This window comes from Kribbella sp. NBC_00662, assembly GCF_041430295.1.
Classification (GTDB): Bacteria; Actinomycetota; Actinomycetes; order Propionibacteriales; family Kribbellaceae; genus Kribbella.
Window position 1 is genome coordinate 666,366 of sequence record NZ_CP109029.1, and the last position, 16,731, is coordinate 683,096.

Consider the following 16,731-nt stretch of genomic DNA (forward strand, 5'->3'; position numbering starts at 1 on the left):
GGATCCCGGCCCTCCTGAAGTTCGGCTGCTGATGCCGAGTGCAGACTACTCGGCCGCGGCGGCCACCGGCTCCTCGGCAGCGTTCGGCTCGTCGCGCTCGATACCGGCCTCGGCCTCGGCCTCGGCCAGCTCCGCCTCGGCCTGCTCGGCGGTCTGCTGGGCGGTGATGTTCACGACCAGGGTCTCCGGCTCGATGGCCAGCGTCGTGCCGGCCGGGAGCTTCAGGTCGGAGGCGTGGATCTGGGCGCCGACCTCCAGGCCCTCGATCGAGACGGTGACGCCGTCGGGGATGTGCGTCGCCTCGGCCTCGACCAGGATGCTCTGCGCCTCGAGCACGACCAGCGCGTCGCTGACGGCCTCGCCCTCGAGGTGCACCGCGATGTCGACCTGGACCTTCTCGCCGCGGCGGACGATGACCAGGTCCACGTGCTCGATGAAGCCCTTCAGCGGGTCGCGCTGGACCTGCTTCGGCAGCGCGAGGTGGGACTCGCCGCCCTCGACCTCGATCATCAGCAGGGCGTTGGCGGTCTTGAGGGCCAGCATGGTGTCGTGACCGGGCAGCGTGATGTGCACCGGGTCACTGCCGTGGCCGTAGAGGACGGCGGGAACCTTGTTGTCCCGGCGGATTCGGCGGGCAGCCCCCTTGCCGAACTCCGTACGCGATTCGGCTTGGATCTTGACCTCGGCCACGAGATGAACTCCTAAAAGCGTTGCGGTGATCAGTTGTCTGGATGGAACTCGGCTGCGGCCTCAGCGGGCGCCTGCTGACCCCGGAGAAGGCGTCAGGCAACGAACCACCGCGTCGATCACGGAGCCGCGCCCTGCACTTCTCGGGGGGCGTCCCTCGCCGAGGCAACCAAAACAGTCTACCCACCACTCCGGCCAGACGGGAAATCGTACTTTCAAGGCACTTTGCTCCCCTGCCGGCCGCCGCCCTGGTGAGCCGTTTCCGGACCCGGTCAGGTGAGTTTGGTCCAGACCTCGCGGAGGGCTCGGGCCGCGTCGCCTTCGAGGCCCGCGTCGTCGAGCGTCTCGGCGAGTTCGTCGAACTCGGGGCCCCAGCGCCACGCCACCCTGCGGAGCTGCTCCGGGAGCGCCGGGTCCTTGAGCGAACCGCCGTCGGCGCGGGTCTGCTGCGCGACGAGCGCCTCGGTCACGCCGTGCTTCTCGGCCAACTGGAACGCCAGCACCGCCAGCGCCGCCTTGCCTTTGTTGTAGAGCGCGTACGACGACTTCGCCGCGCTGGCCGAACCCGGTTCCGTGCCGACCACCATCGGGGTGACCGCGGTTCCGGCCCACAACGCGGCGACCTGGTCAGCCGCGGTACCGGACAACATCAGGTGGGTCGGGCTCGGTCCACCGGTCGGCGGCGGCCCGACCACACCGGCGTCGACGAAGGTCGCGTCCGGTACGGCGGACTGCGCGTCGCGCAACGACATCGGCGACAGCGGATTCGCCTCGACGTACAGACCGCTGAAACCCGCGCTGCCGACCTGCTTGGCGATATCCACGGCACCTTGCGGGGCGCACGAGCACAGCACGACCTCGGCCCGCTCAACGGCCTGCGCGAACGGCGTACCGATCAGACCGGCTTCCTCGGCGCGCTGCCGTGAAGCCTCGCTGCGCCCGTCGGGGACCCAATACACCTCGTGACCGGCAGTGACCAGTTGCTTGGCGAGTTTCGAGCCCATGGCGCCGGGGTGGAAGACGGCGATTCGCATGCCGTCAATCTAGGGCATGCCTGATAGTCCAGCGCCGTAGCGAGGAGGCGCTCGGTGCGGTGCATCGGCGCGCGGGGGCGAAGGTCTCGATGCGGAGCATCGTGGCCTTTGCACCCGTGCGGCGAGGTGCCGTGCCGAGTGCCCCGCAGTAGGCGCTGGACTATCAGGCATGCCCTGTGTGCTCGCCAAGGTAGGCCAGTACGGCGAGGACGCGGCGGTGCTGTTCGTCGTTCGTGAGCAGACCGAGCTTGGCCAGGATGCTGCCGACGTGTGTCTCAACCGTGCGTTCGGTCAGGAACAGCCGGCGGCTGATGCCGACGTTCGTGCAGCCCTCTGCCATGAGGGCGAGCACCTCTCGTTCGCGTGGAGTCAGCGGGGCCAGGCGGTCGTCGGCGCGCTGGCGTCCGATCAACCGCGCGACCACCTCGGGGTCGAGCGCGGACCCGCCCGCGGCGACACGGTCGAGCGCGTCGAGGAACTGATCCACAGCCAGCACGCGATCCTTCAGCAGATACCCGAACCGGCCCGTCGCGACGAGCTCGACCGAGTGCCGCGTCTCGACGTGCTGGGACAGCAGCACGATGCCGAGGTCCGGGTTCTGCATCCGCAGCCGGCGGGCGGCCCGGGCGCCGTCGTCGGTGTGGTCCGGCGGCATCCGGATGTCGATCAGCGCCAGATCCGGTGCGGTCTGCGCGACCGTCGTCATCAGGCTCGGAGCGTCCACCGCCAGACCCGCGATCTCGTGCCCGGCATCGGCCAGCAACCGCGCCAGCCCTTCCCGGAACAACGCCGAGTCCTCCCCGATCACGATTCGCACAACGCACCTCCACAGGCGTTGGCCGCCAGGCTCACGATCCGCACGGCAGCACCACCTCGACCGTCGTACCGCGGCCGGCGGGGCTGCGGAGCTCCAGCGAACCGCCGACCGCCGCGACCCGGTCGAGCATCCCGCTCAGACCCGAGCCGGGCCGAGGCGACGCTCCCCCGCACCCGTCGTCCTCGATCCGCACCGTGACTTCGTCACCCGACCGAGCCACCCGGACCGCGATCGCAGTCGCGTTGGCGTACTTCGCGGCATTCGTGACCGCCTCGGCCGCAACGAAGTACGCCGTCGTCGCCAACTCTTCCGGCAGATCGGACGGGATCTGCAGCCGCACCGGAATCGGCAGCGACTGCGTGATCGCACTCAGCGCGGCCTGCAAACCGTCGTCGAGACTCGTCGGACGCAGCCCATGCGCGATCTGCCGCAGCTCAGCGACCGCAGTCGCCAGCTCCGCGACCCCCTGGTCCAGCAGCCCATCGACGTCGACCGTCCCGTCGCCAAGGTGCCGCTGCGCCAGCCGCATCGCCATCCCGAGCGAAACCAGCCGCTGCTGAGCTCCATCGTGCAGATCCCGCTCGAGCCGTCGCCGTTCGGCGTCACCGGCCTGCACGAGCCGTGTCCGGCTCGCCTCGACCTCACGCAACGCACCGGCCAGCTCGGCCCGCAACCGCGTCACCTCGACCAGACTGGCCGCCCCAGCCGCCACAGCCTTCAGTACGGCGGGATTGAGCGCATCGGAGGCCAGTACGCCGATCTGGGCACCACCCAGCATCACCGGGACCAGCTGCGGCCCGCGGACCGGCGTACCAGCCGCGTCGACGAAGCCGGACGCTCCGGGGACGAGCAGACCGACGCGCAGGCCCGGATCGCGCAGCGCAGTACGCAGAGCGTCCTCCAGCTCCTCCGGCTGCGCCTGCTCGGTGTGGATGCGGCGCTGCAGGTCCTCGATCGCCAGCAGCGCAGCACGCCGTGGCGGATAGAGCCGCCGGTCGACCGAACGCTGCAGGCGACTGCGCAGCGGAGCCAGGGCCAGCGCACACACGGCTGTGGCCGCGGCAGCGACGACGGCTGAGTCGCGTCCGAGAACCACTCCGAGTACTCCGGCTGCTGCGGCGTACGTAGCGAGCAGGACGACCGTGACGATGCCGTAGGTGACGGTGTCGGCCAGCACGCGATCGACGTCGTACAGCTCGTGTCGCAGCATCGCGACGGCGACCGACACCGGGAGGCTCACCAAGGCGATCACGGCGAAGACGGTGGCGATGACACCGGTGTGGCCGGTGATGATCAGCTCCGCCCCGCAGACGAACGGGTAGAGCACAGCGGCCAGACCGGCCAAGGACAGCCACTTGACCTGCGCACGCACTCTGCCGTCGGCTCGGCGGTAGCGAACCACCACGGAGACAGCAGCCGCGATCAGAGCAACGAGCAACGCACCGAAGACAGCACCGCTGAGGACCTTGAGCGGTAACGGCATCGGGGCATACGGCCTGGGCAAATCCTGCAGCGGCTCGAGGAACGGCGTCGAGTTGAAGGCGCCGAACACCTGCTGTGCAGCGCCGAGCAGCAGCAGGAGCGGTGGGAGTACCCGCCAGTGCGGACCGGGCAGCCGGCCGTTCGGGAAGTACAGCAACAACAGACCGACCGCGACGAACAACCACCAGCCGCTCTCGTCGAACCACGCGACCACCTGGCTGTCCAGCTGCAGTCTGCCCGGATCACTCACCACTGCGCTGAAGTAGACGTCCCGCGAGGCCAGGAAGACCGCTGTCACACCGACCCAGGTGAGAAGTGCGCCCACCGGGTTGCGCGGGACCCGCAGGCTGATCACGAGCCCGAGTACGGCGGTGGCCGTGGCGACGCCGCCGAAGAAGACGTAGTTCCGCAGCGTGTGCGGACCTGTGCGGTAGGCGATCAGGAGCCAGCTGCTCCCCACGACCATCGCCAGGCCGAGCAGGGAGAGGCCGAGCGCGACCCACCGCGGCCACCGCATGTCGTCAGGGTAAGGCCGCGATTCCCCTCAACGGCTCCGAGCCAGCACGGAGATCTGCCTCCGTACCCGCTCCGATGTGGGTGAGGGGTGCGGAGCGGTTCTCTGAACTGTCAGCACTCACCAAGGGGGTTCACATGTCCACCGAAACGTCCCGTCCGTCCGTCGTACCGGCCACAGATCCCGTCACCCGCCGGCGCATCGGAATCGCCGGACTGGTCCTCGCTCTCACCGCGCTCGCCGCCCTGCCGGGTGGCGTGCTCTGGCCGGAGCCGGCCGGTGGCGGTGATACCTACACGTACGGCGACATCCAGCCGCTCCGTGACCGCTGGTGGGGACTGCTCGTCTTCCTCAGCGCCAACCTGATCCTGAACGTCCTCGCCCAGGCACTGCTCACCGTCTACCTCGTCCGCCGCCGTGGTGCGGCCTGGGCGACGGTCGGCGGCCTGATCATGTGGATCGGTACTGCGCTGTACGCCGTCGGCGTTGGCGGGTGGGCAGCGACGTACTACTTCGCCACCGCGCCGGGCGTCGAGACCTCGGCCATGGACCGCATCAACGACGACACCCTGCATCTGCTGGGCGCGCTGATGATCGGCTCGCTGCTGGTCGCGCTGGGCACGGTCGTCCAGGCGGTCGGGCTGTTCCGGTCGCACGCCGTACCGCGGTGGATCCCGGTGCTGTGGCTGACGATCGTGCTGACGTTCGTCATCCCCGGCAACGGGTGGGTCGGGCTACTGACCGCCGTACCGATGGTTGCGGCGTCCATCGGTACGGCGTACTACGCGTGGCGTCGGAGCGGGACTGCCTAGGCGCGGCCCTCGAAGAGGCTGGTGACCGAGCCGTCCTCGAAGACCTCGCGGATGGCTCGACTGATCAGCGGAGCGATCGACAGCTCGGTGAGCTTGTCGAAGCGGCGGTCCTCCGCGATCGGCAGCGTGTTGGTCACGATGACCTCACTGGCCTGGCAGTTCTTCAGCCGGTCCACCGCCGGGCCGGACAGAATCGCATGGGTTGCGGCGATCACCACCCCGGCGGCGCCCTCGGCGTACAGGGCGTCGGCGGCCTTGGTGATCGTGCCGGCGGTGTCGATCATGTCGTCGACCAGGATGCAGACCCGGCCCTTGACCTCACCGACGACCCGGTTGGCGACCGTCTCGTTGGGCCGGTCGATGTCGCGGGTCTTGTGGATGAACGCCAGCGGCGCGCCGCCGAGCCGGGCCGACCACTGCTCGGCCACCTTGATCCGGCCGGCGTCCGGCGAGACCACGGCCAGCTGCTGGTCGCCGTACTTCTGCCCGACGTAGTCACTCAGGATCGGCAGCGCCATCAGGTGGTCCACCGGCCCGTCGAAGAAGCCCTGGATCTGCGAGGTGTGCAGGTCGACGCAGATCAGCCGGTTCGCGCCCGCGGTCTTGAACAGGTCGGCCATCAGCCGGGCCGAGATCGGTTCGCGACCGCGGTGCTTCTTGTCCTGCCGCGCGTACCCGTAGAACGGGAGCACCACGGTGATCCGCTTGGCCGACGCCCGCTTCAGCGCGTCGACCATGATCAGCTGCTCCATGATCCACTCGTTGATCGGCGAGGTGTGGCTCTGGATCACGAACGCGTCGCTGCCCCGGACCGACTCCTCGAACCGGACGTAGATCTCGCCGTTGGCGAAGTCGTACGCCTGCGTCGGAACCAGACCGCTGCCGAGCTCCTCGGCGACCTGCGCGGCCAGCGCGGGATGCGCCCGGCCGGAGAAGACCATCAGGTTCTTCTCGGTGGTTCGTTTCATCCCGCTCATCGCCGCGCCTCCCGTTGATTCGCTGTACAGCTCAGGACTGCTGGTCATCCGGCGTTTCGGCCAGCGCCGCTTCGGCCGCCTGAGCGGTCTTGGTGCCGGCCCGCTTACGCGCGACCCAGCCCTTGATGTTGCGTTGCCGGCCGCGCGCGACCGCGATCTCGCCCGGGCCGACGTCCTCGGTCAGCGCCGTACCGGCGGCCAGATAGGCGCCGTCGGCGATCGTGCGCGGAGCGACGATCACCGAGTTGCTGCCGATGAACGAGTGCTTGCCGACGTGGGTCGGGTGCTTCGCGACGCCGTCGTAGTTCGCGAAAATGGTGCCGGCGCCGATGTTCGCGCCGTCCCCGATCGTCGCGTCGCCGGCGTAGGTGAGGTGCGGCACCTTGGCGCCGTCGCCGATGGTGGAGTTCTTGGTCTCGACGAACGTGCCGATCTTGCCCTTGACGCCGAGTTTGGTGTTCGGCCGCAGGTACGCGAACGGGCCGACCGAGGCGCCGTCGCCGATCACCGCGAGCGAGCCGTGGGTGCGGATGACCGTGGCGTTCTCGCCGATCTCGACGTCGGTCAGCGTGGTGTCCGGGCCGATCGTCGTACCGCTGCCGACTGTGGTGGCGCCGTGCAACTGGATGTTCGGCAGGAGGGTGACGTCGCGGGCCAGCTCGACGGTGGAGTCGACCCAGGTGGTGTTCGGGTCGACGATCGTGACGCCCTCGAGCATGTGCTTGGCGAGCGTACGGCGGTTCAGCTCCGCGCCGAGCGTGGCCAGCTGGACGCGGTTGTTCACGCCCTCGGTCTGCATCGCGTCGTCGGTGACGTGCGCGCCGACGCGCTTGCCGTCGTTCCGGGCGATCGAGATGACGTCGGTCAGGTACAGCTCGCCCTGCGCGTTGTCCGTGGTGAGGCGACTCAGACCGTCACGCAGCGTGACCGAATCGAAGACGTAGATGCCGGCGTTGATCACCTGGATCTCGCGCTGCTCGGCGGTGGCGTCCTTGTGCTCGACGATCGCGTCCACCGCGCCGTCCTCGCCCTGGACGATCCGCCCGTACCCGGTCGGGTCGGGGACCCGCGCGGTCAGGACAGTGACCGCGTTGCCCTGCTTGTCGTGGTCGGCGACCAGGTCGTGCAGCGTCTCCGCCTCGAGCAGCGGAACGTCACCCGACGTGACGATCACCGAGCCGTCGAAGTCCTGCGGTACGACGGTCAGCCCGGCGCGGACCGCGTCGCCGGTGCCGAGCTGCTGCTCCTGGACGGCGGTCCGGACGTCGGGGTCGACCTCCTTCAGGTGCGCCTCGACCAGCTCGCGGCCGCTGCCGACCACGACGACCAGGTGTTCGGGGGTGAGTGCCCGGGCGGCGACGACGGCGTGCCCGACGAGACTGCGCCCGCCGATCTCGTGCAGCACCTTCGGCGTCGCCGATTTCATCCGGGTTCCGAGCCCGGCGGCCATGATCACGACCGCCGCGGGGCGATGGGAAGTCACGCGGTCTTCTCCTCGAGTTCCCTGCGAGTTCTTTCAACAAGTATCAGCATGGGCACCCGATGCAGTGCCCGCGCAAGCCTACTTGCTCAAGATCCGAACCCCACCCCCGCCTCAAGGAGACCGATCTCACCCTCCGTCGTGCCCGGGACGCTCGGTGACCGGTCAGGGGGTGTAGGCGGCCAGGGCCGAGAACGGGGTGCCGGTGGAGGTGGCGGTCATGCCTACGGTCCAGGTTCGGTCTTTGGTGGTGGTGATGGCGGTGAGGGTGCCCGTTGGGGCAGTGGGGGCGGGGGCCTTGACGAATTTCGAGCCGTTGAGTTGGAGGACGTAGGGCTTGGCGGTCGAGTTGTCGCCCTCGAAGCGTTCGCCGACGGCGACGGGGCGGTTGTTCCGGAGTACGACGTCGTACAGCTGGGCCATGCCCGCCGGGACGGGGACCTGGGTCCACTTCGTGCCGTTGTAGTGGAGGGCGAGCGGGGCGATCCCGGAGTTGTACTGGACGCCGACGAGCCAGATGTTCTTCGGGCCGGCGACCGCGATGCCGGTCGGGATCTGGGAGCCGTCGACCGGTACGTCCTTCACCAGCGTCCAGCGCTTGCCGTCGAAGTGCGCGAGGCCGGCGTTCAGCCCGAGCCACGCGTTGTTCGCGGACAGTACGGCGAGGACGTTGCCGTTGATCGAGTTCTCGAGCCCTGCGTACAACGCCTGCCACGTCCCGCCGGCGTACCGATAGACCACGGCCCGCTCGGTGCCGCCGACGTTTGCCCACCCAGCGACCCAGACCGACTTGTCGGGCGCGATGACGACATCGTCGAACGATCCGGTCGTTACGGCGGGCGGCTTGACGACCTGCCATTTCGCGCCATTCCAGTGCATGGCAAGGGGTTTGGTCTGGTTCGGATCCGTCCGGTCCTCACCGACTGCCCAGACGTTGCCCGCCGCACCCACCGCGACGCTCTCCAGCGTCGCGTTGGTCTTCACCGGCTGCGCGGTCGCCTTCCAGCCCTTCCCGTCCCAACGCATCGCCAACGGGCGCTGGTCGCTGAAGTCCTCCACCTGATCGCCACCGACCGCCCACGTCACACCCGCCCCGCTCGCCACGTCGTTGAACGTCGCCGGCTGCCGATGCGTCGCAGTCGTTGCCCACCGCAACGGTACGTCGGATGCCGCGGCCGGCCCTGCCGCCAACGCGCTCACGACGACCCCAGCCATCGCGGCAAGCATGCTCTTCTTCAGTCTCACAACGGTTCCCTCCGAGTGTGCGTCTCCTACACCCCTCCCGACGCTGTCACCCGACCGCCGCGTTACACCCCGATATCTGCCAGTCTGGACCCTATGGCGCTAACCCTCGGAGCAATCATCCTCAACGTCCCGAAAACCGGCCCCGCCGCCGAGTTCTGGAGTCAGGCTCTCGGTTTCACCGCCGACGGCAACCCCGACTTCCTCATCCCTCCCGCGTCCGCCCGCCCCACGCGCCTCCACCTCGACGAGACCGACCGGACCCACCTCGACCTCTGGGTAGACAACTCGACCCTGGAAGACGAGGTGGACCGACTCATCGCCCTGGGCGCCGAACGAGTCGAAGACTGGACCTACCCGCACGACGCCGACTTCGTGGTCCTCAGATCCCCCGACGGCACCGTCTTCTGCATCATCGGTTGAACAGAGCCGCAGCCAGCGGTACGGCGCTGTCCCGGCCGTACGGGTCCTCGTCGTGTGCGTTGGCGATGAGGAGCGAGTGGACCCTGCGGTAGACGAGCAGCTGCTCGGCGTCGTACCCGAGCTGCTCGACGAACGCCTGGTCGAACGCCGCCTCGACCTCCTGGACCTTCGGCGACCACAGCTCGATGAGACTCCCAGCCGCTGCCGCGTCGAACACCGGATCGCCCGCCATCGTCAGCATGCCGAGATCGACCAGCGCCACGGGCCAGAGGTCTTCGTCGACGAGGATGTTCCCGCGGTCACGTCGCCGTGCACGAGCCGGGTCTCCGGCTCCTTCATCCCGGCCAGCTGATCCAGCAGTCGCTGGACCTTGCCGCCGAAGTCATCGATGACCGGCGCGAGCTGATCACCGAACCGCGCCACCCGCCGACGTACCAGCCCTGTCAGCGCCTCGATCCACGACATCCCCTCGAGCCTGAACGGGTCGGACTCGTCGAGCACTGTCATCCTGTGCAGCACCTCAGGCGCCTCGACCTCCGCAAGCGCGGCGAGTACGTCGACAACGCAGTCCCGCGCCCGATCCCACCCGGCCTCCCCGTACCCCGGCGCGACCTCGTGAAGCGGCACACCGGGCAGCTCCGCCTCGATCGTCACGTAGTACGGGCCTGGTCGCCGCAGGTCGAGCATCCGCGGTGTACGAAACGGCAGCTGCCCGTCGATCGCGGCGTACAACTCCCCCAGCCGCCGCAGCTCCTCCTCACCGGCGTGGAACCAGATCTTCGCGACCTTCTCCCCAGGCAGGCGATAGGCAGCCCCCTGCATCCCGATCGCAAGCTGCTCGGCGTCGCCGTACCCCATCTCACGCAACTGCTCGACCAGAAAGTCGTCCGACAACGACATACGCACCTCAGCTGAAAGATCGCTCGGCGAACCCCAGCCCGCCGCGCTCGGTTTGAGTCAGGTACTGCGCCTTGGTGCTGAGGATCGGGGATTTTCGGAGGTACTGCGTGAACGCCGGCGCACGCAGCCGGAGGTCGAAGTTCTGCCCCTCGACGTGCCACAGGGGATCCGGCTTGTCGTCGGGCGGGGCGAGGCGGTGGAGGTCGGCGATCTCGAGGAGGTCGTTCATCGGGTCGAGTTGGCCGGTGATGTCCCACGCCTCGTCGAACACCAACGTCGCGGGCGTGATCCAGAAGCTGAAGTGCCGTCGGCCGTACGCCGGGTCCACCCACCGCACGATGTAGTCGAGATCCAGCAGCACCCGGCTCCACGGGAAGCCGTCGTCGCGGATGCCGATGCTCACGGCGTGGACGCGACAGTCGTGCCACCCCATCACCTCGAAGTCGGCGTCGGTCCACGTTGCCTTCTCCAGCCCCGACTCCGCATGCATCCGCCAAGTATGCGCACCGAACTGTCCATGCCGCCTGACATCCTCTCGGCATGCGTGATTCGTTGGTGGACGTCGGCGACGTGACGCTGTTCGTGCGCGAGCTCGGGCGGCGTCAGGCCGACCGGCCCTCGCTGGTGGTGATGCACGGCGGCCCGGACGTCGGCCACGGCTATCTGCTGCCCGGATTCGAGCCGCTGGCGCGCGATCACCACGTCGTCCTGTTCGACTTCCGCGGTTGCGGCCGCAGCACCCGCGGCCTGCCCGACGACGAGCTCCAACCGGAGTACGTCGTACGAGACACCCACCGCCTCATCGACAAACTCGACCTCGGCCAGGTCGACCTGCTCGGCTTCTCCACCGGTGGCCGTGCCGCGATGGGCTTCGTGGACAAGCATCCAGAGCAGGTACGCCGCCTGGTGCTCGCCTCCACGTCGGCGTACACGTCCGCCGACAACGACCGTTACCTGGCCGACTGGCCGGAATACCAACGCCGCCAGCGTCTGGAGGACGAGGCGAACGGCACCCTCCGCAACTCCACCGTCTTCGTCTGGGACCTGACCCTCGCCCCCGCCTATCTGGCGCTGCTCAACTCGATCGGCACCGACCAAGGCGATTGGTCCCTCGAACGCGCCCTCAACGGCCTGATGCACCCGTGGTGCCCCGGCGACCCCGAACACATCCTCCGCACCCTCGACAAACCGATCCTGATCCTCCACGGCGAATACGACATGGGCTTCCCCGTCCAACTGGCCCACCGCCTCCACACCGCCGTCCCCACCAGCCACCTAGCCGTGGTCCCCAAGACAGCCCACATGTCCCACTTCGAACAACCCGACCTCTGGTCAGACCACATCCGCCAATTCCTGGATGCACCCGCCTCGGACGGCCCGACACACTGACTCCCGTGCCGTTCAGCCGAACAGCGCCTACGCTGCAGGAACGAGTGTCAGAGCACGAAGGAGGTGGTTGTCATGCGCTACTCACGCGCGGTGCCGCCTCGAACGGAACTCTGGCGGCTCTGACTCTCCCGGGGCTCACCGCATCCGCTGCCATGCGAGGGAGTCCCCTATGCAATCTGAAGCACTGAACGCCGTACGAGTTCTGTTCGACAACTACCCGGCGCGCTACTGGATCGCCGGCGGTTGGGCGCTCGATCTGTTCGCCGATCGCGTCCGACGACCGCACGCGGACGTCGACGTACTGGTCCTGGCCCGCGACCTCCACCACGTCGCCGACACCTTCACCACCCCGCGGCCAACGCTCGAGAACCCCAACACCGGCGACACCCGCCCCTGGATGCCCGGCGAGACGTTGACCCCGGGCCCCGACGTACTCGCCTTCCCGGACGAGCTGTTCCCAGCACCCGTCCGCATCATCTTCGCCGCCTCCGACGGCGACGACTGGGTCTACCACCGCGGCCGCGGCACCATCCGCAAACCGCTCGACGAGATCACCCTGACCAACGACCTCCCCTACCTGGCCCCGGAGATCGTCCTCCTCTACAAGTCGCGCAGCGACCGCCCGAAGGACACCGAGGACTTCCACGACGTCGTCGACCTCCTCACCCCGGCCCGCCGCGCCTGGCTCCACGCCCACATCGCCCCGCGCCACCCCGACCACCCCTGGCTCCCGGCCCTCGACCAACCGGCCCCCTAGAGTCAGTCCGTGGCGAGGCTGGCGGTGAAGTTGATACTGCTCGACGCCGACGACCGTGTGCTTCTCATCCACGCCAAGGACCCACAGTCACAGGCTGAGTGTTGGTACCCGGTCGGCGGCGGCGTCGAGCCCGGCGAGTCTCTCCAGGCAGCGGCAGCGCGCGAGGCCCACGAGGAGACCGGCTTGGTCGATCTCCCAGTCGGTACGCCGGTCTGGCGCCGCGACCACCGCTACGAGTTCAACGGCCAGGCCTTCGACGTACACGAGGAATGGTTGCTGCACCGGGTCGACCACTTCACGCCCGCACCGGCAAACCTGAGCTCCTACGAAGCCCGCTCCATCCTCGGCTTCCGCTGGTGGCACGCGCAGGAACTGCTCGACACCACGGAGACCATCTTCCCGCCACAACTCGGCCAACTGCTGACGGAGGTGCGGGATGAAAGATGAGCTGTTGAAGGCGTTGCAGGGCAGTCGGGCCGTGATGCTCGGGAAGTTGGACGGTCTGTCGGAGTACGACCGGCGACGTCCGCTGACGCCGACCGGGACGAATCTGCTCGGCCTGGTCAAGCACCTGGCCGGCATGGAGTACGGGTATCTCGGCGAGGCGTTCGGGCGGCCGCCGGTCGAGCGGCCGTCGTGGTTCCGGGACGATCCGTCCACCGAGATCGACATGTGGGCGACGCCTGATGAAGCGAGCGAGTACGTCGTCACCGTGTACCGCCAGGCCTGTGCCCATTCAGACCTCACCGTCGACGAGCTCGACCTGGACAGCCCAGCCCACGTGGCGCACTGGGCCGAAGGGCACCAAGACACGACCCTCGGCGTACTGCTGATCCGAATGGTCAACGAGACCGCCCAGCACGCCGGCCACGCCGATATCGTCCGCGAACTGATCGACGACGAGCCGTCCTGGCGCGAGCGCCGAAACACCGTCCAACAAGCCGCCGACGTCTACCGCTGAAGCCCCTCGATCAGATCAGCGAGCTCATCAACCGGCTTCCGCCCGTCCAGCTCCACGGTCGCGCCCTGCCGGAGCAGCGGCTCCACAGTCTCGACGTACTCCGCAATCTCGGCCTGCTGCTCCGCGGTCCTGCCATAAGGATTGTTCGTCCGCCGACTCACCCGTTCGATCAGTACGTCGACCGGCGCACTCATCAACACCACCTGCTCGAACCGGGCGTAGAACCGCCCCTGATTCTCAACCGTCCCGGAAACAACAACATCGGCGTGCTCATCCAGCAACCGATCCATCCGCGGCTCGTCCCACCGGCCGTCAGCCAACACCCAACCGTCATAGTCGGTGTCGACCGTCACGTACCCCCGCCGCCGCAACTCCTCGAGCACGGTCGTCTTCCCAACCCCCGACATCCCCGTCACCAGCACCCGCGCCATAGCACCGGACCGTAGCAACAATCAGATACGTCGTCTCAGCGCCGACCGCCCTTCAGATGGTCTGCTGACGTTCCTTGCCCGTGTCGAAGAAGTGGTCGAGGTAGGACTCCGGGGTGCGCCGACTCGTCCGCATCAGTGAGAACACCTCGGCGCCGTCGCCTGGCGTGTCGTACAACCGGTAGGCCTGCGCGAGGCCCAGGTAGGCGTCCTCGGAGTCGTTGATGGTGGCCGCGTACTCACGCGCCTCGTCTTCCGCGCGCTCTATCGCACGCTCGAAAGAGTCGGCCCGCCACAACGTGATCCGTTCCTCGAACACGCCACGCTGCGCCTCGAAGACACACCGCACCGCGTACCAACCGGAACCCCCCAGAACACTCACATCAGCCAGCCTGACAGCTCACAGCACTGCAAGCGACCGCATTTGCTCGACGCAACCAGCGACACGCAGCCGGGCGGAAGATCAGCTCTGCGCTGTGCGCGCGGCCTCGTCGAGGACCGCGTGGGTTGTGGTGCGAGAACCGTCCAGGTCGAGTACGCCGATGATGAAGGAGACGACCGTCTCGGCGAAGAGGCTTGCGTCTGCGGATCCGGCTTCGTTCATCTCCTCGGACTGGACGCGGGATCGGAACAAGAACCCGTCCAGCATCGCCTGCAGTGCCAGGCCGACTCGCTCGATCGTCCATCCGGGTCTGAGGTCGAGCTGGAGCGCGCCGAGCAACGCGGCGTACCCCTCGAACCAGGGTTCGCGCGTGCTGACGATGTCCTCGATGATCGCCGTTCTCAGGTCGGGATACTGATCGAGGAGGGGCCCGATGTGGTGCAGCAGGTACGAGCGCGGCCGCGCCCGCAGCGCCCCGAGGAGCCCGTCGCACAGCTCCGTCACGGCATCCGCCAGACTCGCAGCGCTGACACTGGCCGGCAGCTTGGCGACGTACAGCGCCGGGTTGGACTCGGGCGCATCGCGGTACAGCATCGTGTGGATGATCGCGGCCTTGACGAACGTGTTGCGATCAGGCCACCGATTCCGGAACGCCTTCTCACTCGCCCCGTCCCCGTGCCGCTCCTGGGCGAGCTCGACAACGTCACTGACCCGCATCCACTCGAGCGCAGCCGGAAAATGAATCCCCCGAAGCCGCCGCGGCCGCTCCCGGCTGGTGCCGTCGAACATCGCGTCGATCAGTTCAGCAGCCGCATCCAGGAAGTATCCGGCGCTGGCGTCATCCCGCGCTGCCGGTGGCCGTGGCGTCATCTCGAAGTCCTCCCCCATGAGTACATCGGGCAGAACCATCGTCACGTTACGTGGCCATCCGTAGGGAGGCAGTTGTCTTCCCTTACGCCCCACCGCATAGACCTCACGCACCCCCTCGCTTAGCGTGATCAAACTGCCGCGCGTCCGACGGCACCGCCGAGAGGGGGATCGAACGCGCGGCAGTTCAATCAGCTGCGACGGTCGAAGTGCAGATCGCGGCTGAGCGGAGATCGACTCCTGCGTGGCGAATACTTCGACCATGCCGTTCTACCGTCGCCGATGGGACGAGAGCCGTGGAGATCGGTACGACGACTGGGGCGCGGCCGTCTACTACTTCTGGGTGCACGACGGGTCGTCGAGCAGCAGATCGAGATCTACGACGCCGGCGTGATGCTCGCCTACGACCGCCATCACGTGGAAGACGACTTCGGCATGTTGAGTCAGGTATGTCTCGACCCTGATGAATGGAAACCGTTCGAGATCGACATTCACACGTACCAGCGCGAGGTTGATGGACAGCCGTACAACCGGCGGTCGTAACTAAGGTTCGTCAGCAGATCAGGCCGTCACAGTCGCGAAGCTCCCAGACCGGTACGGATCACTCCAGCAGCTCGTACCGAAGCTGCGTCCCGGCGAGTGCCTCAACGTCGGCAAGTAGCCCCGGTGCGATCTCTGCAGCGCATCCGTTCGCCAAGATCCTGATCCGCGCCGGCGGGATGCCGACAAGGCTCACCCGGACAGCGGGCTGGAACTCGGACAGAAGGAAGCGAGCCCGCTCGAAGCCGTTCTCGCCAAAGCGCAGCTCTCCGCTGTCTGCAACAAGGTCGAACTCGTAGGTCACCAGGCGACCGTAACGTCTCATCCACGAGCCAAGCAGCTCAGAGCCAGGGTGGGGAGTATCGGCGCACATAGGCGCGGGCGCGTTCTGTCGGATCTGCCCAGTACTGGTGTGGTTGCCGATGCACGTGCGCTTCGCAGAACTCCCGAAGGCCACTTGTGATCGTCTCCACCTCACGGACCGGAAGACCCTCGAAGTCGCTGTTGACCTGCTGCAGTTCGGACTCAGGATTCCAACCCGACGCATCGAACGCCCACGTGCCCCACCTCGCGTACACATGAAGCGGATGTTCGAACTCGCCCATGTACATCGCCGCCAAGCCGATCCCCTTGCCGGGATAGAAATCCCGACAAGTCCAGGCCAGCACATGGCAAGCCCCACTCGAGAAGAACGCCTGATCCGTCCGCTCCCAAGAGACCCGCTGATCCGCCCGCTCAACCGCAGTACGCCGAAACACCCCAGACGCCGTCGCTGCCATGTGCTGATGCTAATGACGCGATCCCCCATCCGCGACGAGGCTCCACGCACCCCGAATGGGCGCGAGCGGTGAAGGAGCCGCGCGAAGCACCGCGTGGGGTACACATCCCCACCAGATCCACGTCCGCGGCACGCGCAGTACGTGAAGAGAGCTCCCCCGCCAGGTTTCGATCCTGGTCTTCGAGATTCAAAGTCTCGCGGGCTGCCGATTACCCCACGGGGGATCGTGGTTGCCGGGACAGTTTGCCATGAGTGGGGTGG

Annotated in this window: 22 protein-coding genes and 1 tRNA gene; 7 read left to right on the top strand and 16 right to left on the bottom strand. The window is 67.7% G+C overall.

The window, feature by feature from the left end; all coding sequences use genetic code 11:
* Nucleotides 1-45 precede the first annotated feature (45 nt).
* From OHA10_RS03350 to OHA10_RS03365, 4 genes are all read right to left on the bottom strand, one after another.
* Nucleotides 46-690 carry a 50S ribosomal protein L25/general stress protein Ctc gene (locus tag OHA10_RS03350; RefSeq protein WP_371404696.1) on the bottom strand — a complete coding sequence of 215 codons (645 nt, stop codon included), beginning with the start codon at nt 688-690 and terminating at the stop codon, nt 46-48.
* A 269-nt stretch (nt 691-959) separates the two neighbouring features.
* Entirely contained in the window at nt 960-1,721 is a 762-nt protein-coding gene (locus OHA10_RS03355; protein WP_371404697.1) for an NAD(P)-binding domain-containing protein, read from the bottom strand.
* A gap of 163 nt (nt 1,722-1,884) precedes the next feature.
* Entirely contained in the window at nt 1,885-2,538 is a 654-nt protein-coding gene (locus OHA10_RS03360; protein WP_371404698.1) for a response regulator transcription factor, read from the bottom strand.
* A 31-nt stretch (nt 2,539-2,569) separates the two neighbouring features.
* On the bottom strand, nt 2,570-4,537 hold the full coding sequence (locus OHA10_RS03365) for a sensor histidine kinase (RefSeq protein WP_371404699.1): 1,968 nt from the start codon (nt 4,535-4,537) through the stop codon (nt 2,570-2,572).
* 134 nt (nt 4,538-4,671) lie between these two features.
* On the opposite strand from OHA10_RS03365, the gene OHA10_RS03370 reads away from it, so the two are divergent.
* On the top strand, nt 4,672-5,346 hold the full coding sequence (locus tag OHA10_RS03370) for a hypothetical protein (RefSeq protein ID WP_371404700.1): 675 nt from the start codon (nt 4,672-4,674) through the stop codon (nt 5,344-5,346).
* Here OHA10_RS03370 and OHA10_RS03375 read toward each other — a convergent pair.
* The 3 genes from OHA10_RS03375 to OHA10_RS03385 all read right to left on the bottom strand — a co-directional run bounded on the left by OHA10_RS03375 (nt 5,343) and on the right by OHA10_RS03385 (nt 9,048).
* Nucleotides 5,343-6,323 (bottom strand): ribose-phosphate diphosphokinase, encoded by a 981-nt coding sequence (locus OHA10_RS03375; protein WP_371404701.1) that lies wholly within the window; start codon nt 6,321-6,323, stop codon nt 5,343-5,345. The genes OHA10_RS03370 and OHA10_RS03375 overlap by 4 nt on opposite strands.
* 31 nt (nt 6,324-6,354) lie before the next feature.
* On the bottom strand, nt 6,355-7,806 hold the full coding sequence (gene glmU / locus OHA10_RS03380) for a bifunctional UDP-N-acetylglucosamine diphosphorylase/glucosamine-1-phosphate N-acetyltransferase GlmU (protein ID WP_371404702.1): 1,452 nt from the start codon (nt 7,804-7,806) through the stop codon (nt 6,355-6,357).
* A 162-nt stretch (nt 7,807-7,968) separates the two neighbouring features.
* Nucleotides 7,969-9,048, bottom strand: a complete 1,080-nt coding sequence (locus OHA10_RS03385; RefSeq protein WP_371404703.1) for a hypothetical protein — start codon at nt 9,046-9,048, stop codon at nt 7,969-7,971.
* 93 nt (nt 9,049-9,141) lie between these two features.
* Between OHA10_RS03385 and OHA10_RS03390 the strand changes: the two genes are divergently transcribed.
* Nucleotides 9,142-9,468: a VOC family protein gene (locus OHA10_RS03390; RefSeq protein WP_371404704.1), complete on the top strand. Its 327-nt coding sequence runs from the start codon at nt 9,142-9,144 to the stop codon at nt 9,466-9,468.
* Here the strand turns inward: OHA10_RS03390 and OHA10_RS03395 are convergent.
* From OHA10_RS03395 to OHA10_RS03405, 3 genes are read right to left on the bottom strand one after another with little or no spacing between them, the layout of a single operon-like run.
* On the bottom strand, nt 9,458-9,730 hold the full coding sequence (locus OHA10_RS03395) for a hypothetical protein (RefSeq protein WP_371404705.1): 273 nt from the start codon (nt 9,728-9,730) through the stop codon (nt 9,458-9,460). The genes OHA10_RS03390 and OHA10_RS03395 overlap by 11 nt on opposite strands.
* Nucleotides 9,703-10,362 (bottom strand): phosphotransferase family protein, encoded by a 660-nt coding sequence (locus OHA10_RS03400; RefSeq protein ID WP_371404706.1) that lies wholly within the window; start codon nt 10,360-10,362, stop codon nt 9,703-9,705. Before OHA10_RS03400 ends, OHA10_RS03395 begins: the two co-directional genes overlap by 28 nt.
* A gap of 13 nt (nt 10,363-10,375) precedes the next feature.
* Complete coding sequence (locus tag OHA10_RS03405) at nt 10,376-10,858, bottom strand: hypothetical protein (RefSeq protein WP_371404707.1); 483 nt, start codon at nt 10,856-10,858, stop codon at nt 10,376-10,378.
* 50 nt (nt 10,859-10,908) lie between these two features.
* On the opposite strand from OHA10_RS03405, the gene OHA10_RS03410 reads away from it, so the two are divergent.
* From OHA10_RS03410 to OHA10_RS03425, 4 genes are all read left to right on the top strand, one after another.
* The gene (locus OHA10_RS03410) at nt 10,909-11,757 is read left to right on the top strand and encodes an alpha/beta fold hydrolase (RefSeq protein WP_371404708.1); all 849 of its coding nucleotides are present in this window, start codon (nt 10,909-10,911) and stop codon (nt 11,755-11,757) included.
* 169 nt (nt 11,758-11,926) lie between these two features.
* Entirely contained in the window at nt 11,927-12,514 is a 588-nt protein-coding gene (locus OHA10_RS03415) for a nucleotidyltransferase domain-containing protein (protein ID WP_371404709.1), read from the top strand.
* Nucleotides 12,515-12,523: 9 nt separating this feature from the next.
* Entirely contained in the window at nt 12,524-12,961 is a 438-nt protein-coding gene (locus OHA10_RS03420) for an NUDIX hydrolase (RefSeq protein ID WP_371404710.1), read from the top strand.
* A complete protein-coding gene (locus OHA10_RS03425) occupies nt 12,951-13,475 on the top strand; it encodes a DinB family protein (protein ID WP_371404711.1) in 525 nt (174 codons plus the stop codon). Before OHA10_RS03420 ends, OHA10_RS03425 begins: the two co-directional genes overlap by 11 nt.
* On the opposite strand, the gene OHA10_RS03430 is transcribed toward OHA10_RS03425, so the two are convergent.
* The 3 genes from OHA10_RS03430 to OHA10_RS03440 form a co-directional block, all read right to left on the bottom strand.
* Entirely contained in the window at nt 13,466-13,906 is a 441-nt protein-coding gene (locus tag OHA10_RS03430; RefSeq protein WP_371404712.1) for an AAA family ATPase, read from the bottom strand. The two genes, OHA10_RS03425 and OHA10_RS03430, sit on opposite strands and share 10 nt — an antisense overlap.
* Before the next feature lie 52 nt (nt 13,907-13,958).
* The gene (locus OHA10_RS03435) at nt 13,959-14,285 is read right to left on the bottom strand and encodes a DUF4288 domain-containing protein (RefSeq protein ID WP_371404713.1); all 327 of its coding nucleotides are present in this window, start codon (nt 14,283-14,285) and stop codon (nt 13,959-13,961) included.
* An 81-nt stretch (nt 14,286-14,366) separates the two neighbouring features.
* On the bottom strand, nt 14,367-15,194 hold the full coding sequence (locus OHA10_RS03440; RefSeq protein WP_371404714.1) for a hypothetical protein: 828 nt from the start codon (nt 15,192-15,194) through the stop codon (nt 14,367-14,369).
* Between the two features lie 240 nt (nt 15,195-15,434).
* Here OHA10_RS03440 and OHA10_RS03445 point away from each other — a divergent pair, with 240 nt between their 5' ends.
* Nucleotides 15,435-15,695 carry a hypothetical protein gene (locus OHA10_RS03445; protein ID WP_371404715.1) on the top strand — a complete coding sequence of 87 codons (261 nt, stop codon included), beginning with the start codon at nt 15,435-15,437 and terminating at the stop codon, nt 15,693-15,695.
* Nucleotides 15,696-15,753: 58 nt separating this feature from the next.
* Here the strand turns inward: OHA10_RS03445 and OHA10_RS03450 are convergent, their stop codons facing one another.
* The 3 genes from OHA10_RS03450 to OHA10_RS03460 all read right to left on the bottom strand — a co-directional run bounded on the left by OHA10_RS03450 (nt 15,754) and on the right by OHA10_RS03460 (nt 16,694).
* On the bottom strand, nt 15,754-15,996 hold the full coding sequence (locus tag OHA10_RS03450; protein WP_371404716.1) for a hypothetical protein: 243 nt from the start codon (nt 15,994-15,996) through the stop codon (nt 15,754-15,756).
* Between the two features lie 37 nt (nt 15,997-16,033).
* Nucleotides 16,034-16,471, bottom strand: a complete 438-nt coding sequence (locus OHA10_RS03455) for a hypothetical protein (RefSeq protein WP_371404717.1) — start codon at nt 16,469-16,471, stop codon at nt 16,034-16,036.
* A 151-nt stretch (nt 16,472-16,622) separates the two neighbouring features.
* A tRNA-Gln gene (locus OHA10_RS03460) sits at nt 16,623-16,694 on the bottom strand.
* Between the last annotated feature and the right edge of the window lie 37 nt (nt 16,695-16,731).

Excerpts from the sequence above, each read along its gene's own strand:
- OHA10_RS03445 (WP_371404715.1), top strand. The coding sequence starts at position 15,435 with ATGGGACGAGAGCCGTGGAGATCGGTACGACGACTGGGGCGCGGCCGT.
- OHA10_RS03410 (WP_371404708.1), top strand. The coding sequence starts at position 10,909 with ATGCGTGATTCGTTGGTGGACGTCGGCGACGTGACGCTGTTCGTGCGC.
- OHA10_RS03415 (WP_371404709.1), top strand. The coding sequence starts at position 11,927 with ATGCAATCTGAAGCACTGAACGCCGTACGAGTTCTGTTCGACAACTAC.
- OHA10_RS03390 (WP_371404704.1), top strand. The coding sequence starts at position 9,142 with ATGGCGCTAACCCTCGGAGCAATCATCCTCAACGTCCCGAAAACCGGC.
- OHA10_RS03440 (WP_371404714.1), bottom strand. The coding sequence starts at position 15,194 with ATGGTTCTGCCCGATGTACTCATGGGGGAGGACTTCGAGATGACGCCA.
- OHA10_RS03425 (WP_371404711.1), top strand. The coding sequence starts at position 12,951 with ATGAAAGATGAGCTGTTGAAGGCGTTGCAGGGCAGTCGGGCCGTGATG.
- OHA10_RS03365 (WP_371404699.1), bottom strand. The coding sequence starts at position 4,537 with ATGCGGTGGCCGCGGTGGGTCGCGCTCGGCCTCTCCCTGCTCGGCCTG.
- OHA10_RS03355 (WP_371404697.1), bottom strand. The coding sequence starts at position 1,721 with ATGCGAATCGCCGTCTTCCACCCCGGCGCCATGGGCTCGAAACTCGCC.
- OHA10_RS03375 (WP_371404701.1), bottom strand. The coding sequence starts at position 6,323 with ATGAGCGGGATGAAACGAACCACCGAGAAGAACCTGATGGTCTTCTCC.
- OHA10_RS03405 (WP_371404707.1), bottom strand. The coding sequence starts at position 10,858 with ATGCATGCGGAGTCGGGGCTGGAGAAGGCAACGTGGACCGACGCCGAC.
- OHA10_RS03455 (WP_371404717.1), bottom strand. The coding sequence starts at position 16,471 with ATGGCAGCGACGGCGTCTGGGGTGTTTCGGCGTACTGCGGTTGAGCGG.
- OHA10_RS03430 (WP_371404712.1), bottom strand. The coding sequence starts at position 13,906 with ATGGCGCGGGTGCTGGTGACGGGGATGTCGGGGGTTGGGAAGACGACC.
- OHA10_RS03370 (WP_371404700.1), top strand. The coding sequence starts at position 4,672 with ATGTCCACCGAAACGTCCCGTCCGTCCGTCGTACCGGCCACAGATCCC.